This is a genomic window from Marichromatium sp. AB32 (assembly GCF_003718675.1).
Taxonomy (GTDB): Bacteria; Pseudomonadota; Gammaproteobacteria; order Chromatiales; family Chromatiaceae; genus Marichromatium; species Marichromatium gracile.
Map to the genome: position 1 here is coordinate 53,829 of NZ_RHFJ01000006.1, position 15,829 is coordinate 69,657.

Here is a 15,829-nt window from a genome sequence, read left to right on the forward strand (position 1 = left end):
TCAGGGCGGATCCGGGGCGAAGGGGTCCTGGCCGAAGCCCTGGGGCGGACGCTTGTAGGGCTCGGCGCCGAAGCCGGCCTCGGGGCTGGGGCGTTCGGGGCCGAGGCGGACCTCCGGTGGCGGTCCGAGCAGGGCATCGCTCGGCAGCACCGGCTCGTCCATCGCGCCGCTCTCCGGGGCGAAGGGATCGGCGCCGATGGGGGCTGGTGGCGCCATCGGTTCGGGCAAGGTCGCCAGCGCCGGATCGGTCGCGAGCCTGGGCGCCGTGGCCAGCAGATAGCGCAACGGCTGATCGAGTCGTCGCCAGCTGCGCTGATCCTCGGAGAGACGGAAGCGCAGCATCCGACCGTCCTCGGCGCGCAGACTGAGGGCGGTGCCGTGTGGTGGCTCGGGGTCGTGCTCGACCCGCTCGGCGCTGAGCGCGGGCAGCGCGGCGAGCGACTCCGGGGTCAGCCCGATACCCTCGAGCGTGCCCTGCACCGGGACGAAGTCGGCCGGCAGCGGGCGCGTCGAGACATAGTCGCGCAGCGGCGCGATCAGCAGGTGGTAGGCGCGATCGTCGATCAGGTGTACCAGGTCCCCGGCGGCGACATAGCGATGCTGCTGGAGCGGATCGGTGGCGCCGAAGGCGAACGCTCGGGCATCGACCCGCAGCTGCACCCGAGGGTGCGACAGCCCCAGGGGAGCGAGTTCGAGCCCACTGACCGGGAAGCTCTGTTGCACCGGTGTCGCGAGCACCCCGAGCAGGCGTTCGATGCGCTCGACGTCGGCCGGTGCGCGGAAGGGCGCGCGCAGCTCCCAGCCCGCGCCGGCGCGCATGAACTCGAGCGGCGGCTCGCCATCGCGCTCGAGACCGATGCGCTGGATCTGTGTCGGTTCGATCGTCGCCAGCAGCGGGCGCGCATGGTGCTGGTGCAGCTCATCACGGATCGCCAGTGCGAGTCCGAGCAGGAGTATCGCCAGGACCAGATTGATCCGCCAGCGTCGATTCATCGTACCCTCCCGCGCCGCCACTGGATCAGCAGCCAGATGGCGAGCAGCAGTCCGGGGATCACCCCCAGGCTGCCCAGGCCGAGCAGCAGGCGCCGCTCGTCGTCGAGTTCGAGTGGCGGATGTCCGGGCGCCGGTGACGGCAACGGGTGCATGCGCGCGCCACTGAGCCAGTCGATCAAGGCGAAGGCGAGCGCCCGGTTGCCCTCGCGGTTGATCCAGGCGTTGCTCATGAAGTCACCGTCACCGACTATCGCGATGCGCTGGTGGCGGTCGCCCTCGGTGCTCGCGCGGGTCAACGCGAGCAGGAGCGCCTGAGGACCGGCCAACTCGCCGACGACCTCGTCGCGGTAGCTCCCGGGTTCGATGCGTCCGACCTCGTTCCAGCTGCGCGGACCGCTGACCAGCGGCTGCGCGAGTGTCCAGCCCGCGGCGCTCTCGGGGGCGAAGACACGCGCCCCGGGGAGCAGCACCGACTGCGACAGCTGGGCGGTCAGCGGGTGGGGGGTGGCGGTTCCCTGTGCGAGGGTCGGGGTGTCGGCGCCCTGCTCCAGGCTCTCGGGGTCGAGCACCACCCCGGGCAGCGGGTGCAGTCCGAGCCGTTCGAGCAGTGGCTCGAGGCCGTTGAGCGGGCCGGGGTCGAGCAGCCACAGCAGGTTGCCGCCACGATCGAGATAGTCGATCAGTCGCTCGACCTCGCCGGGGAAGAGCGCGATCTCGGGCTGGCTGAGGACCACCAGGTGGGTGTTGACCGGCACGTCGCTGACCAGCGCCAGGTCCAGTGGACGGGCGAGAAAGCCCTGGGCCTCGAGTTCGCGCCCGAGCCGACCGAGATCGGTGGCGGCCTCGCCATCGATGTCGCGCTCGCCGTGCCCCTCGATCACCGCGACCCAGGGTCGCCGATCCTCCAGCAGTCGGGCGATGGCGGCGCTGAGATCATGCTCGTCGAGCCGCTCCAGGGTCTCGCGTCGGCCGCGATACTCGACCAGCAACTGGCCATCGACCCGGACCTGGGCGTTACGCGCGCGCTCGGGGAAGCGGCGCGGGTCGACGAACTCGACCCGCATGCCGGGGAGCGCCTGTTGATAGCGGGTGAGAAAACGTCTGATCGACTTGCCGAGCAGTCCGTCGGGGTCGGCGAAGACGGTGATGCGCGGCGGCTGATCGAGTTCGGCGAGCAGCTGCAGAGTCTCGACCGAGAGGCTGTTGTCGCCACTCGAGGTCCAGTCCCAGTAGCGATCGTGACGTGCGCTCAGCCAGCCGGCGGCGATCGCCACGGCGAGCAGTAGCGCGAGGAAGACGCCATCGGCGAGCGGGCGATCGAGTCGTTTGAGCAGGGCGTGGATACGATGCAGTGGCGACATCAGGCGAGCCGTCGGTTGTCGAGGCGGCGCTGGGCGAGCGCGAGGAAGACCGCGCTGAACAGGGCGAAATAGGCGAGATCGCTGAGTCGGACGGCACCGAGCAGGAACCAGAAGAGGTGCTCGTTCCAGGTCAGCCAACCGAACAGTGACAGTGAGCCGTCGACGAACTGCTCGGCGCGACCGATGACCGAGAGCAGCAGCAGCACGGCGAAGGCGGCCAGGGTCGCGCTCGTCGGCTGGGTGCTCAGCGTCGAGGCGTGGATGGCCACCGCCGCGAACAGCCCGGCGACGAGCCACAGCCCCAGGGTGGCGGCGGCGATCTGTCCCGCGTCGAGCGGCGCGGCACCGACGAGGAGCAGCAGGTTGAGTGCCGGCAGCAGACACAGCGGGCTGAGCAGTGCCCACAGCCCGAGATACTTGCCGAGCACGATCTCGCCACTGCCGATCGGCGAGCTGGCGAGCAGCGTGAAGCGCCCGTCGCGCAGCTCCGCGCTGAGCATCCGCGCGCCCATCAGCGGCGCGGCGAACATCAGGATCACCGCGGTGAAGCCGAACAGGTTGAGGGTCAGCTCCAGGGTCAGACTGTGCTGACGGGTCGCCGCGTCGAGTCCGGCGACCTCCTCGAGCACCTGGAGGAAGATCCAGGCGAGCACGATCTGGGCGCCGCCGAGCAGTACCCAGGGCAAGGGGGTGACGGCGCCGCCGAGCAGCTCACGGGTGAACAGGGTACGGATCATGTCGACTCCTCCGCGCCGGTGAGGTCGAAGAAGACGCGTTCGAGATCGCTGCGCTCGGGGTGGAGTTCGTGCAGATCGACCCCGGCGGCGACCAGCTCGCGGGCCAGGTCGGCGGCGCTCGCGCCATCCTTGAGCACGACCCGGTAGCGGGCCTCGGCGAGTGGACTCACCTGATCGAGCGAGTCGAGCGCGTGCAACCGCTCACCCTGCTCCGGGTCGCCGAGCCGGATCCGCCACAGATGCGGATTGTGGTCGGCGGCGGGATAGCCGTCATAGCGAACCCGGCCCTGGTGCAGGATCATCACCCGGTCGCACACCGCTTGGACCTCGGGGAGGATGTGGCTCGAGAGGATGATGCCGCACTCGTGCGCGAGATCGCGGATCAGTGCGCGCAGCGCGCGGATCTGGTAAGGGTCGAGTCCCTCGGTCGGCTCGTCGAGGATAAGGACCCGGGGGCGGTGGATGATCGCCTGGGCGATCCCCAGGCGCTGCTGATAGCCCTTGGACAGGGTGCCGACGAGCTGGCGACCCGCCCGGTCGAGTCCGCAGCGATGCTTGGCCGCGTCCAGGCTTGCGTTGATGCGCGCACCTGGGATGCCACGCAGTCGTGCACAGAAGCGCAGATATTCGTCCACCCGCAGCTCGGGGTGGAGCGGCGGGCGTTCGGGAAGGTAACCGATCCGGCGCCTGGCCAGGCGTGGCTGACGGGCGAGATCGGCGCCGAGGATCTCGACCCGGCCGCTGCTCGGTGCGAGCACGCCGGCGAGCAGCCGCAGGCAGGTACTCTTGCCGGCCCCATTGGGGCCGAGCAGACCGAGCACCTGACCGGTATCGAGCGTCAGCTCCACCTCGGAGAGCGCCTGATGGCGTCCGAAGCGGCGGCTCAGGGCGGTTGCGCGCACGAGGGTCTCCATGACAGCGGCAAGATACCCGCTCCTCGGGGGATTGCCAAACACTTCCAGCGATCAGTTGTCAGCGACCAGCGACCAGCGACCAGCGACCAGCTACCAGTCGCCAGCCGCCAGCCGCCAGCCGCCAGCCGCCAGGAAGTTTGAACCGCAAAGCCGCAAAGGGTGCGAAGGGATTCAAGCTGCCAGCGATCAGCGGCCAGCCGCCAGTGGAGGGACGCCCTCGACGATAGCGCGCTCCATTCACTGTCGGCCACCGGTTGGCGTGCATTTCCAACCAACACTCGAAGACAGACAGCCACTGGCAGCTGGAGGCTGATCGCTGGAGGCTCTTTCCTTCTTCGCGCCTTCGCGGTTCGAATCAGCTTCCAGCGATCAGCTGACAGCCGCCAGTGGTGAGCCGCGTTGGTGCTGGAGTCTTGTGCATCCAACCCCCTTCGCGTCCTTTGCGGCTTTGCGGTTCGAATCAGCTTCCAGCTGTCAGCTGACGGTCGCCAGTGGTGAGCCGCGTTCTTGTGCATCCAACATCTTCGCGTCCTTCGCGCCTTCGCGGTTCAATCTCCTGGTCGCTGGTCGCTGGTCGCTGGTCGCTGGTCGCTGGTCGCTGGTGATTGATACCTTGCCATGCCCGGCGGTGGCGGCAAGAATGCGGCGCATGCGTCGTCCTAGCCCGTTGCCGACTTGGTTCCATCCCTCGCTGGAGTGGCTCCGGCTGCGTCTGTCGCGCCCGGAGGCGCTGGTGTGGCACGCCGCCATCGGGTTGTTGACCGGGCTGTTGGCCGGTGCGGTGATCGTCGGTTTCCGGCTCGTGGTCGAGGGTGCCCAGGCGGCCTGGCTGCCCGAGCATGGCGAGAACTACGAGGCGCTCGCCATCTGGGTACGGTTGTTGTTGCCGCTCGCCGGGGCGCTGGTCATCGGGGTGATCTTCCTGCGCTTTGCTCAGGGTATCCAGGTGCTCGGCGTGGCCCGGGTGATGGAGCGCATGGAGTATCACCAGGGCTATCTGACCCTGCGCGGCTTCGTGCTGCAGTTCGTCGGTGCGGCCATCGCCATCGTCAGCGGCCACTCGGTGGGGCGCGAGGGGCCACACGTCCATCTCGGCGCGGCCAGCGGCAGTCTGCTCGGCCAGCTCTTCTCCCTGCCCAACAACAGCATCCGCACCATGGCCGCCTGCGGGACCGCCGCCGGGATCGCCGCCTCCTTCAACACCCCGCTGGCCGGGGTGATCTTTGCCCTGGAGGTGCTGGCGCTGCCCTACAGCATCGGCGGTTTCATCCCGGTCACCCTGGCGGCGGTGAGCGCCAATGCCGTCGCCGTGGCCGTCTTCGGCAGCGCTCCGGTGTTGCTGCTCCCGCCCTTCGTGCTCGGCTCGCTCGCCGATCTGCTGCCGGTGCTGTTGCTGGGGGTGCTTGCCGGCGCGGTCGCGGCGGCCTATATCCAGTCGTTGCAGGGCGCGGCGCGGCTTGCCGGGCGTCTCGGTGGGTTGCGTCGCTACCTGGTTGCGGGCCTTGCCGCCGGGCTCATCGGTGTCCTGGTCCCTGAGGTGATGGGGCTCGGTTATGACACCCAGCAGACGCTGCTCACCGGTCAGGCCGCCTGGGGCTTTCTGGTGGTGCTGCTCGTCGCCAAGCTCGCCGCCACCGCGCTCAGCGTCGGGCTCGGGATCCCCGGGGGCAACATCGGTCCGGCGCTGTTCATGGGGGCGATCGTCGGCAATCTCACCGCGGTGATCAGTGCGTTCTTCGTCCCGCTCGATCCCGCCCATGTCACCTTCTACACCCTGCTCGGCATGGGGGCGATGATGGGGGCGAGCCTGCAGGCGCCGTTGGCCGCGCTCACCGCCATCGTCGAACTCAGCCACAACCCCGGGGTGATGATGCCGGGGATGCTGGCGATCGTGATCGCGGCGCTGACCTGTCGCCAGCTGTTCGGCAAGGATTCGATGTTCCTGACCCTGCTGCGCGCCAAGGGGCTCGATTATCGCGCCAACCCGGTGATCGCGATATTGCGCAGGAGCGGCGTGGCGAGCGTGATGAACACCGGCTTCGTGCGCCAGCAACGGCTGCTCGATCGCGCCAAGGCCGAACGTCTGGTCGCCGATGCGCCGGATTGGATCATCGTCGACCAGGACGGTGCTCCCAGCGTGTTGATGCCCGGACTGGCGGTTGCCAGCGAGCTTGCGCGTACCCCGGAGACGGTCGAGATCGATCTGCTGGAGATCCCCGCCGAGCGTTTCGAGCTGGCCCCCATCCATCTCCAGGCGACCCTCCAGGAGGCGATCGAACAGCTCAATGCCCGCGGGGTCGAGGCGCTCTATGTCCAGCGTCCCCTGGCCCCGGGGATCGACCACGTCTACGGCGTCCTCACCCGCGGGCGTATCGAGTCGGCGTATCGATATTGAGCGGCCATCAGCCGCTGGCCATTAGCTACCAGCGGCCAGTCGCCAGCTTCCAGTGGGGACGGCATGGCGCCCCTGGCTGGCGACTGGCAGCTGGCGACTGGTAGCTGAGGTGCGCGATCATGTATCGCGACCTGGAGGGTCGGTTCGTGAGTCGCGCGCCGGATCTTGGTCCCGGGGAAGCCTGCGGGCACTGGCGTGTGACGTTCCTCTTATCTGCAATCAGGAACGGACATGTTGTTGAATACGCTATTTTTCGTGCTGTTCGCGCTGATCATGGTGCCGGCGGTGATCATTCTGCTCGGGGTCACGCGTTGGCAGAGCGTGACCGTGGCGCTGGTCGAGCGGCTCGAGGCGGCCAGGCGTGCGGTGACGCCGCGCACCTTCGAGCGCGATGAGCTGCAGGGGCTGCCGGAGCCGGTGCAGGCCTATTTCCATGCCGTGTTGAGTGCGCGACAGCCGCTGGTGGCCGCCGCCGAGATCGCCCAGGAGGGCAAGATCGATCTCGGTCGCGCCCGCACCCGCTGGGTCCCCTTCCGTGCCCGTCAGCGGGTCTTCGTCGCCCGTCCCGGTTGGTTGTGGGATGCGCGGCTGCGCTGGCTGCCCGGGCTCGGGCTGTTCGCCCATCAGGGCCTGCTCGCCGGGGTTGGAGTGGCCCGCTACAAGCTGTTCGGCCTGATCCCGTTGGTACGCTCGCGCGAGGATGAGGCCGGCGCGAGGAGCGAACTCAGCCGTTTTTTTGCCGAGGCGGTGTGGTATCCGACCCGGTTGCTGCCGAGTCAGGGGGTGACCTGGGAGGCAATCGACGACCGGCATGCCCGTGCGACCCTGGAGGACGACGGCGTCGGCGTCGAGGTGGTGTTCACCTTCGATGATGGCGGGATGGTGCGCTCGGTGCGGGCGCCGGCGCGTGAGCGACGGGTCGGTGGCACCCGGATCGAGACCCCCTGGGAGATGCGTTTCTGGGAGTATCGCGAGCATGGCGGGATGCTGATCCCGGCGCAGTACGAGATGGCCTGGGTGTTGCCCCAGGGGCGTCAGGTCTATGCCCAGGGGCGGGTGAGCGAGGCGCGCTACAAGTTCACGCCCTGAGGTTCGCCGACATCACGCCCGCCACCGTGTGGCGGGTGTGACGACCGGTCAGGTCAAGGTTTCAGCTTGTCCTTGAGGATGGCGTTGACCTGCTGGGGGTTGGCCTTGCCGGCGCTGGCCTTCATCACCTGACCGACGAAGAAGCCGAACACCTTGTCCTTGCCGGCCCGGTACTGCTCGACCTGTGCGGGGTTGGCGGCGATGATCCCGTCGATCATCGACTCGATCGCCCCCGTGTCGGTGATCTGCTTGAGCCCCTTCTGTTCGATCACCTGATCGGCATCGCCCTCGCCCTGCCACATCGCCTCGAACACCTGCTTGGCGATCTTGCCCGAGATGGTGCCGTCCTTGATCCGGGCGATCAGCCCGGCGAGTCCCTCGGCGCTCACCGGTGATGCCTCGATCTCCAGTCCCGCCTTGTTGAGCGCGGCCATCAGCTCGCCGCTGACCCAGTTGGCGGCGAGCTTGGGCTCGCCGCTGGCGCGTGCCGCGGCCTCGAAGTAGTCGGCCAGCGCGCGGCTGCCCGCGAGCAGGTTGGCGTCGTACTCGGAGAGCCCGAAGTCGTCACGGAAACGGGCACGCTTGGCGTCCGGGAGTTCGGGCAGATCGGCAGCGACGCGCTCGATGAAGGTGGCGTCGATCTCGACCGGCAACAGGTCGGGGTCGGGGAAGTAACGGTAGTCGTTGGCCTCCTCCTTGGTGCGCATCGAGCGGGTCTCGTCGTTGGCCGCGTCGTAGAGCCGGGTCTCCTGGATCACGCTGCCGCCATCCTCGAGCAGGTCGATCTGGCGCTCGACCTCGAAGGCGATGGCGCGTTCGAGGAAGCGGAAGGAGTTGACGTTCTTGATCTCGGTGCGGGTGCCGAAGGTGTCGCTGCCGAGCGGGCGTACCGAGACGTTGGCGTCGACGCGGAACGAGCCCTCCTGCATGTTGCCGTCGCTGATGCCGATGTAACGCACCAGCTGGTGAATCTTGCGCGCGTAGGCGACCGCCTCCTCCGGCGAGCGCATGTCGGGCTCGGAGACGATCTCCAGCAGCGGGGTGCCGGCGCGGTTGAGGTCGACACCGGTGTAGCCGCCACCGAGCAGGCTGTCGTCGTGGAGCGACTTGCCGGCGTCCTCCTCGAGGTGCGCGCGGGTCACGCCGATGGTCTTCACGCTGCCGTCATCGAGCACGATCTCGACCTGGCCGCGACCGACGATCGGCAGCTCGTACTGGCTGATCTGATAGCCCTTGGGCAGGTCCGGGTAGAAGTAGTTCTTGCGCGCGAACACCGAACGCGGGGCGATCTCGGCGCCGATCGCGGTGCCGAAACGGACCGCCAGGCGCACCACCTCGGCGTTGAGCACGGGCAGCACCCCGGGCAGTCCGAGATCGATGGCGCATGCCTGGGTGTTGGGTTCGGCGCCGAAGGCCGTCGGTGCCGCGGAAAAGATCTTGGATTGGGTCGCGAGCTGGGTGTGGATCTCGAGACCGATGACGGTTTCCCATTGCATGGTTGGGCCTGCCTGATTCTCTTGTCGATGCGTCACCAGGCACCCTGGGTGCCTGGGTGTTGAGCGATCCCGGCGCCGAGGACGCCGCTTCAGGGCGACGCCTTCGGCAACCAGGGTCTAGACGTCGAGGTTCTCGACGTTGAGCGCATTGTGCTCGATGAACTGACGGCGCGGCTCGACCTGATCGCCCATCAGGGTGGTGAAGATGCGATCGGCGGCGACCGCATCCTCGATCGAGACCTGGAGCAGACGCCGACCCTCCGGGTTCATGGTGGTCTCCCACAGCTGCTCCGGGTTCATCTCGCCGAGACCCTTGTAGCGCTGGATGCTGTAGCCGCGCTGGGCCTCGGCGAGCAGCCAGCGAACGCCTTCGCCGAGCGAGCTGATCTCGCGGCGGCGCTCGCCACGGGCCATGTAGGCGCCCGGCTCGAGCAGTCCGTCGACCTTGGCGCCGTAGTCGACCAGGCGCTTGTAGTCGGCGGTTTGGAAGAACTCCAGCGGCACGAAGCGGGTGTCGGGAATGCCGTGGATCAGTCTCACCACCTCCAGCCCCGCGGCGCGCTCCTCGGTGGCGGCGACATGGTTGACGCGGTAGTGCAGCGAGGGCGACTGCTCACGGTTGAGCCCGGACTCGAGACGCTGGTGCCACTGCGCGAAGGCCTCGGGGTCTGTGAAGGTCGCGGTCTCGAGCGCGGGCAGCCGGGTGAGCTCCTCGAGGAAGGCCGCGTCATAGCGTGCGGCGAGCCGTTTGACGATGCCGACGAAGACCTGATAGTCACGCGCCAGGGCCTCCAGCGCGGTGTTCGCCAGTGCCATGGCGTCGGGCGAGACGTGCAGCTCGGCGCCGTCGAGCGCGGTCTGCAGCATGGCATTGTTGAGCGCCGGCTCGTCGAGCAGATACTCCTCCTGCTTGCCCTTCTTGATCTTGAACAGTGGCGGCTGGGCGATATAGATGTGGCCGCGCTCGACCAGCTCGGGCATCTGCCGGTAGAAGAAGGTGAGCAACAGGGTGCGGATGTGGGCGCCGTCGACGTCGGCGTCGGTCATGATGATGATGCGGTGATAGCGCAGGTTGTCGGGGTTGTACTCCTCGCGTCCGATGCCGCAGCCGAGCGCGGTGATCAGGGTGCCGACCTCGGCCGAGGAGAGCATCTTGTCGAAGCGCGCCTTCTCGACGTTGAGGATCTTGCCCTTGAGCGGGAGGATCGCCTGGAAGCTGCGATCGCGCCCCTGCTTGGCCGAGCCGCCGGCCGAGTCGCCCTCGACCAGATAGAGCTCGGAGAGTGCCGGGTCCTTCTCCTGACAGTCGGCGAGCTTGCCGGGAAGCCCGGCGATGTCGAGCACGCCCTTGCGTCGGGTCATCTCGCGCGCCTTGCGCGCGGCGTCACGCGCGCGCGCCGCCTCGAGCATCTTGTTGGCGATCGACTTGGCCTCGTTCGGGGTCTCCTCGAGGAAGATGCTGAGCTGCTCGGCAACCAGCGACTCGACCACCGACTTGACCTCCGAGGAGACCAGCTTGTCCTTGGTCTGCGAGGAGAACTTGGGGTCCGGTACCTTGACCGAAAGCACCGCGGTGAGACCCTCGCGAGCGTCGTCGCCGATGGCGCGCACCTTCTGGCTGCGGTCCAGCGCCTCTTGCTCGATATAGCTGTTGAGGGTGCGGGTGAGCGCGGCGCGCAGCCCCGCGAGGTGGGTGCCGCCGTCGCGCTGCGGGATGGTGTTGGTGTAGCAGAAGATGGTCTCCTGATACCCACTGTTCCACTGGATCGCCAGTTCGACGGAGATGTCCTGGCGCTCGGCGCTGAAGTGCATCACCGTCGGGTGGATCGGCTCCTTGTTGCTGTTGAGGTGCTCGACGAAGGCGCGGATGCCACCCTGGTACTCGAAGTGGTCGCTGCGCCCCGTCGCCTCCTCGCTGAGGGTGATGCGCACTCCCGAGTTGAGGAAGGAGAGTTCGCGCAGCCGACGAGCCATGATGTCGTAGTGGAAATCGAGGCTGGTGAAGATCTCGGGCGAGGGCTGAAAGCGGATTTCGGTGCCGGTCTGCTCGGTGTCGCCGACGCGCTTGAGCGGATACACGGGCTCGCCCATGCGGTACTCCTGCTCATAGATGTGCCCGCCGCGCTGGATACGCAGCTTGAGCCACTCGGAGAGCGCGTTGACCACCGAGACGCCGACCCCGTGCAGGCCGCCGGAGACCTTGTAGGAGTTGTCGTCGAACTTGCCGCCGGCGTGGAGCACGGTGAGGATGACCTCGGCGGCCGAGCGCTGCTCTTCCTCGTGGATGTCGACGGGGATGCCGCGTCCGTCATCGAATACCGAGACCGAGCCGTCGGCATGCAGGGTTACGCTGATGCTCGAGCAATGACCGGCGAGTGCCTCGTCGATGGAGTTGTCGACCACCTCGAACACCATGTGGTGAAGACCGGTGCCGTCGTCGGTGTCGCCGATGTACATACCCGGACGCTTGCGGACAGCGTCCAATCCGCGGAGTACCTTGATGTTGGAGGAATCGTACGTCATGTGATCTGCTTCGGGCGATGAGTGAGATCCTGTCGTTCGATGCCCGGGGGGCAAAGGGCAAAGGATCGAGGGATACGCGGTTCGGTGTTCGAGCCGAGCGTCGTGTTCTGGGGCGTCGTGCTGAAACGCACAGGGCGTCCTCCGTGCAGGCCTCCGGGCGTCATGACCTGGCGCGGCCCCGGTGGGCGAGGGCCTGCACGGGACGGGGGGCGTGCCCCGCGTCGACGGTGAGCGGCCGATGCCGACACACTACGCGCGCTGCGAGGGTCCAGGGCGGTCGTCTCATCCCCTGATTATACGGGATGCCGCCCTGCTTGGGCGTCGTACAACGATCGTCGGGCCTGTGGCCTGGATTGGGTTTCACGTGGAACACCCTGTTCAGCCTTCTGCCTTGTGCGCCGATGGTTTCACGTGCAACAAGCGGTGCCCGAGGTCCGAGTCGGGAACCGTTCGGCGAGCCCCCGTTCCACGTGGAACAGGCGCATCAGATCAATGCTCGGCGCTCGAGCCTACAGCCCCGTGTTCCACGTGAAACACCCGGGTCGCGTTGGGACGGGTGCAAGGGCCTGGGTCCGGGGCGGTCGCGACCCGGGTGAGGATGCACTGACCGTCGCGCTGGCCGATCAGCCCCCAGAGTCGCTCCAGGGTATGGGCGTCGAGTTCGGCCTCGATGTCGTCGAGCAGCCAGAGTGCCGGCGCCAGCCCCTGATCGCGATGGACCTGCTCGGCGGCGAGCTGCAACAGACAGACCACGACCTTGGCCTGGCCGCGTGAGAGCGCGAGCCGGGCGCCGTCGCGCTCCAGCTGGAATTCGGCTCGTCCGGGACCGATCAGGGTATGCCCTCGGCTGAGTTCTGCGCGCCGCGCGGTGACGATGGCCTCGGCCAGCGACTGTTGCGCCGACCAGCCCCGAGCGAACACCAGATCCGAGGCATCGAGGAAGGGGAAGGTCGCGGCGAGTTCGTGGAAGCGTGTCCGCCAGCGTGTGAAGAACCTCTGACGCTGATGGTCGATACGCTCGCCCAGCTCGCTCAGCGCCCGATCCCAGACCGCGAGTTCTCGCCCACCACCGCGTCGCAGCACGGCGTTGCGTTGTTGCTGGACCCGGGAGAGTTCTCGTCTGAGCGCGCCGAGTCGAGGTTCCACGTGGAACAGGTTCCAGTCGAGAAAGGTTCGGCGCAGTACCGGGTCGCCTTCGAGCAGCGACTGGGCGTTCTCACCGATCAGCTTGATGCGCAGCGGACGTTGGTCACCCGCTGGCGGCCAGGGCAGACCGTCGAGGCTGTGCTCGCGACCATGATGATCGCGCCGATAACGCAGTAGACGTCCGTCCGGTGCATCGGCCTCGCAACGCCCTTCGACCAGGGTGCCGCGCTCGCCGCGGGTGGTCATCGGACCGGCCTTGCGGCCGCGGAAGCTGCGCCCGCGGGCGAGCAGATAGACCGCCTCGAGCAGCGTGGTCTTGCCCGCGCCGTTGCCGCCGGTGATCACCACCACGGGGGCGGCGGTCTCCAGCGCGACCTCACGACAGCGACGCAGATGGACCACCCGCAGCGTGCGCAGCGGGCAGACGGGGGTGGGCGCGGACATCTCTCCGGGGTGCGACTAGAGGCGCATCGGCATCACCACGTAGGTCTCGGCCTCCGCGCCCCTGCCCCGCCACACCGAACTGCTGTTGCCGTCCTGGAAGCTGACCTCGACCTCGTTGCCATCGAGCACGCCGAGCAGGTCGGTGAGATAGGAGACGTTGAAGCCGATCGCGGTGAACTCGCCCTGGTACTCGATCTCGACCTCCTCCTCGGCCTCCTCCTGCTCCGGGTTGTGGGCCTGGAGCTTGAGCAGCCCGTTGTCGAAGCCCAGACGCACGCCGCGATACTTCTCGTTGGAGAGGATGGCGGTGCGCGAGAGCGCGCGCTTGAGCGGCTCCTTGTCGATCACCGCCGACTTGGCGAGCTGCTGGGGGATGACCCGCTCGTAGTCGGGGTAGCGACCGTCGACGAGCTTCGAGGTCATCATCATGTCGCCGATCACCAGACGGATGCTCTTCTCGCCCAGGCTCACCGAGACCGGGTCGTTGGAGTTGCCGAGCTGGCGGCGCAGTTCGAGCACCGTCTTGCTCGGCAGGATGACCTGGCGACCATCGACCGCCGCGACCCCGAGATCGGTGTTGAACTTGGCCAGTCGATGACCGTCGGTGGCCACCGCGGTCAGCCCATTGGCGTCGAACTCGATCAACAGACCGTTGAGATAATAGCGCACGTCCTGCTGGGCCATGGCGAAGGCGGTCTTCTCCAGCACCCGCTTGAAACCGGCCTCGTCGAGTCCGAACTCGACCCCGCCCTGTTCCTGTTCCATCACCGGGAAGTCGACCGCCGGCAGCACGCCGAGCGAGAAGCGTCCGCGCCCGGCGGTGACCACGCAGCGCTCGTCGCTGATACGGAAGCGGATGTCGGTGCCCTCGCCGAGGTTGCGACAGATGTCGACCAGCTTGCGTGCCGGGACCGTGGTCTCGCCGACCTCCTGGACCGCCGCCTCGCAGCGGGTCTGGACCTCGACCTCGAGGTCGGTGCCGAGGATGGTGAGCTCGCCCTCGCGCGCCGCCAGGCGGAAGTTGCCGAGGATCGGCAGCGTCTGACGGCGTTCGACGACACCGATCACCTTCCCCAGCGCCGGCAACAAGATCTCGCGGTTAACGACGAATTCCATGAATGTCTCCTAAAAATCGTGAATGGGCGGTTGCGGTGTCGTATGTGATGGATACGACCACCGAACGGCGCGACCCTGGACCTGTGCGCGACTCAGGAGGTCAGGATTCGCAGCAGATTCCTGTAGTCCTCCTCGACCCCGGCGTCGCTCTCGCGCAGGCTCTTGATCTTGCGCGTGGCGTGCAGCACGGTGGTGTGATCGCGCCCGCCGAAGGCGTTGCCGATCTCGGGGAGGCTATGCTTGGTCAGGTCCTTGGCCAGGGCCATGGCGATCTGGCGCGGTCGGGCGATCGAGCGACTGCGCTTGGCCGAGAGCATGTCCGAGGCCCGTAGCTTGAAGTACTCGGCCACGGTCTTCTGGATGTTCTCGATGCTGACCTGCTTGTCCTGCGCCGCGAGCATGTCGCGCAGCGCGTGCTTGGCGAAGTCGAGGGTGATCGGCTTGCCGGTGAACTGGGCGTTGGCCACCAGCCGGCGCAGCGCGCCCTCGAGCTCGCGGATGTTCGAGCGGATCCGGCGGCCGACGAAGAAGGCGACGTCCTCGGGCAGGTCGATGCCGAGCAGACTGGCCTTGCTGTGGAGGATGGCGACGCTGGTCTCGAGGTCCGGTGGCTCGATCGAAACCGTCAGCCCCCAACCGAAACGTGAACGCAGCCGCTCCTCGAGTCCGACCACCTCCTTGGGGAAACGATCGCTAGATAACACGATCTGTTGACGAGATTCGAACAGCGCGTTGAAGGTGTGGAAGAACTCCTCCTGCGAGCGTTCCTTGCCGGCGAAGAACTGGACGTCGTCGATCAGCAGCGCGTTGACCGAGCGATAGGTGCGCTTGAACTCGTCGATGCGGTTGTGTTGTAGCGCCTTGATCATCTCGGCGACGAAGCGCTCCGAGTGCAGATAGGCGACCCGGGCACTGGGGTTGGAGGCGAGCACCATGTTGCCCACCGCGTGCATCAGGTGGGTCTTGCCCAGCCCTACTCCTCCATAGATGAACAGCGGATTGTAGGCTGCCCCCGGATTCTGGCCGACCTGGAAGGAGGCGGCGCGGGCGAGCTGGTTGGACTTGCCCTCGACGAAGCTGTCGAAGGTGAAGTCGGGGTTGAGGTTGGCGCTGAGCTGGCGGTCACGGTCGTCACCGCTCGCCGTCGCTACCGCCGGGGCGCTGGCGCGGGGGCGGTTCGGTGCCGGCGTGGGGTCGGGCGTGGCGACGCTCTGGTCGATGCCGCCGACGCTGAAGGTGATCCGCGAGACCTGCCCCTCGCTGTGCAGCGCACACAGTTCGAGCAGTCGCGGCTCATAGTGCTGACGGGTCCAGTCGAGCACGAAACGGTTGGGCGCGAATAAACGCAGCACATCGGCGTCGATGCGCGCCTGGAGCGGCAGTATCCAGGTGTTGTACTCGGCCGAGGTCAATTCTCCCTTCAGCTGCTTGACGCATTTTTCCCACACACCCACAGTTGATCCCGATCCTCGTCTCGTTGCCCGCACCCGTACCGCTCTCAGGCGGTACCCTCGTCGCGGAGTTGGTTGACGAGGCGCACCTCGAACCACTCCGGTGCGCTCGGAGTCTAGCGCTCTCGGCGCGACTTATCCACAGGTTAAGACGAAAACGGGAT

The 15,829-nt window shown here is 67.4% G+C and carries 11 protein-coding genes; 2 read left to right on the forward strand and 9 right to left on the reverse strand.

The genetic code is table 11. The annotated features are described in order from the left end of the window. The 4 genes from EBL85_RS03515 to EBL85_RS03530 are packed head-to-tail and all read right to left on the reverse strand — an operon-like array spanning position 1 to position 3,993. The gene (locus tag EBL85_RS03515) at positions 1 to 993 is read right to left on the reverse strand and encodes a hypothetical protein (RefSeq protein ID WP_123142183.1); all 993 of its coding nucleotides are present in this window, start codon (positions 991 to 993) and stop codon (positions 1 to 3) included. After that, positions 990 to 2,354, reverse strand: coding sequence for a GldG family protein (locus EBL85_RS03520; protein WP_123139105.1), 1,365 nt, complete (start codon positions 2,352 to 2,354; stop codon positions 990 to 992). The genes EBL85_RS03515 and EBL85_RS03520 overlap by 4 nt, the downstream gene beginning before the upstream one ends. Next, complete coding sequence (locus tag EBL85_RS03525; RefSeq protein WP_123142184.1) at positions 2,354 to 3,091, reverse strand: ABC transporter permease; 738 nt, start codon at positions 3,089 to 3,091, stop codon at positions 2,354 to 2,356. Before EBL85_RS03525 ends, EBL85_RS03520 begins: the two co-directional genes overlap by 1 nt. Beyond that, positions 3,088 to 3,993, reverse strand: coding sequence for an ABC transporter ATP-binding protein (locus tag EBL85_RS03530; protein WP_123139331.1), 906 nt, complete (start codon positions 3,991 to 3,993; stop codon positions 3,088 to 3,090). Before EBL85_RS03530 ends, EBL85_RS03525 begins: the two co-directional genes overlap by 4 nt. A 661-nt stretch (positions 3,994 to 4,654) precedes the next feature. Between EBL85_RS03530 and EBL85_RS03540 the strand changes: the two genes are divergently transcribed. Next, on the forward strand, positions 4,655 to 6,400 hold the full coding sequence (locus EBL85_RS03540) for a chloride channel protein (RefSeq protein WP_223806049.1): 1,746 nt from the start codon (positions 4,655 to 4,657) through the stop codon (positions 6,398 to 6,400). A gap of 231 nt (positions 6,401 to 6,631) precedes the next feature. Beyond that, the gene (locus EBL85_RS03545) at positions 6,632 to 7,489 is read left to right on the forward strand and encodes a DUF6544 family protein (RefSeq protein WP_148040511.1); all 858 of its coding nucleotides are present in this window, start codon (positions 6,632 to 6,634) and stop codon (positions 7,487 to 7,489) included. Between the two features lie 53 nt (positions 7,490 to 7,542). Here the strand turns inward: EBL85_RS03545 and gatB are convergent, their stop codons facing one another. From gatB to dnaA, 5 genes are all read right to left on the reverse strand, one after another. Further along, positions 7,543 to 8,985: an Asp-tRNA(Asn)/Glu-tRNA(Gln) amidotransferase subunit GatB gene (gene gatB, locus EBL85_RS03550; protein WP_123139101.1), complete on the reverse strand. Its 1,443-nt coding sequence runs from the start codon at positions 8,983 to 8,985 to the stop codon at positions 7,543 to 7,545. A 117-nt stretch (positions 8,986 to 9,102) separates the two neighbouring features. After that, positions 9,103 to 11,508 (reverse strand): DNA topoisomerase (ATP-hydrolyzing) subunit B, encoded by a 2,406-nt coding sequence (gyrB, locus tag EBL85_RS03555; protein ID WP_123139100.1) that lies wholly within the window; start codon positions 11,506 to 11,508, stop codon positions 9,103 to 9,105. Between the two features lie 489 nt (positions 11,509 to 11,997). Beyond that, positions 11,998 to 13,098, reverse strand: coding sequence for a DNA replication/repair protein RecF (locus EBL85_RS03560; protein ID WP_123142187.1), 1,101 nt, complete (start codon positions 13,096 to 13,098; stop codon positions 11,998 to 12,000). 15 nt (positions 13,099 to 13,113) lie between these two features. After that, a complete protein-coding gene (dnaN, locus tag EBL85_RS03565; RefSeq protein WP_123142188.1) occupies positions 13,114 to 14,214 on the reverse strand; it encodes a DNA polymerase III subunit beta in 1,101 nt (366 codons plus the stop codon). A 92-nt stretch (positions 14,215 to 14,306) separates the two neighbouring features. Then, a complete protein-coding gene (gene dnaA, locus EBL85_RS03570) occupies positions 14,307 to 15,668 on the reverse strand; it encodes a chromosomal replication initiator protein DnaA (protein ID WP_123139097.1) in 1,362 nt (453 codons plus the stop codon). Between the last annotated feature and the right edge of the window lie 161 nt (positions 15,669 to 15,829).

Excerpts from the sequence above, each read along its gene's own strand:
- dnaN (WP_123142188.1), bottom strand. The coding sequence starts at position 14,214 with ATGGAATTCGTCGTTAACCGCGAGATCTTGTTGCCGGCGCTGGGGAAG.
- gyrB (WP_123139100.1), bottom strand. The coding sequence starts at position 11,508 with ATGACGTACGATTCCTCCAACATCAAGGTACTCCGCGGATTGGACGCT.
- EBL85_RS03515 (WP_123142183.1), bottom strand. The coding sequence starts at position 993 with ATGAATCGACGCTGGCGGATCAATCTGGTCCTGGCGATACTCCTGCTC.
- EBL85_RS03540 (WP_223806049.1), top strand. The coding sequence starts at position 4,655 with ATGCGTCGTCCTAGCCCGTTGCCGACTTGGTTCCATCCCTCGCTGGAG.
- EBL85_RS03525 (WP_123142184.1), bottom strand. The coding sequence starts at position 3,091 with ATGATCCGTACCCTGTTCACCCGTGAGCTGCTCGGCGGCGCCGTCACC.
- EBL85_RS03520 (WP_123139105.1), bottom strand. The coding sequence starts at position 2,354 with ATGTCGCCACTGCATCGTATCCACGCCCTGCTCAAACGACTCGATCGC.
- EBL85_RS03545 (WP_148040511.1), top strand. The coding sequence starts at position 6,632 with ATGTTGTTGAATACGCTATTTTTCGTGCTGTTCGCGCTGATCATGGTG.
- gatB (WP_123139101.1), bottom strand. The coding sequence starts at position 8,985 with ATGCAATGGGAAACCGTCATCGGTCTCGAGATCCACACCCAGCTCGCG.
- EBL85_RS03560 (WP_123142187.1), bottom strand. The coding sequence starts at position 13,098 with ATGTCCGCGCCCACCCCCGTCTGCCCGCTGCGCACGCTGCGGGTGGTC.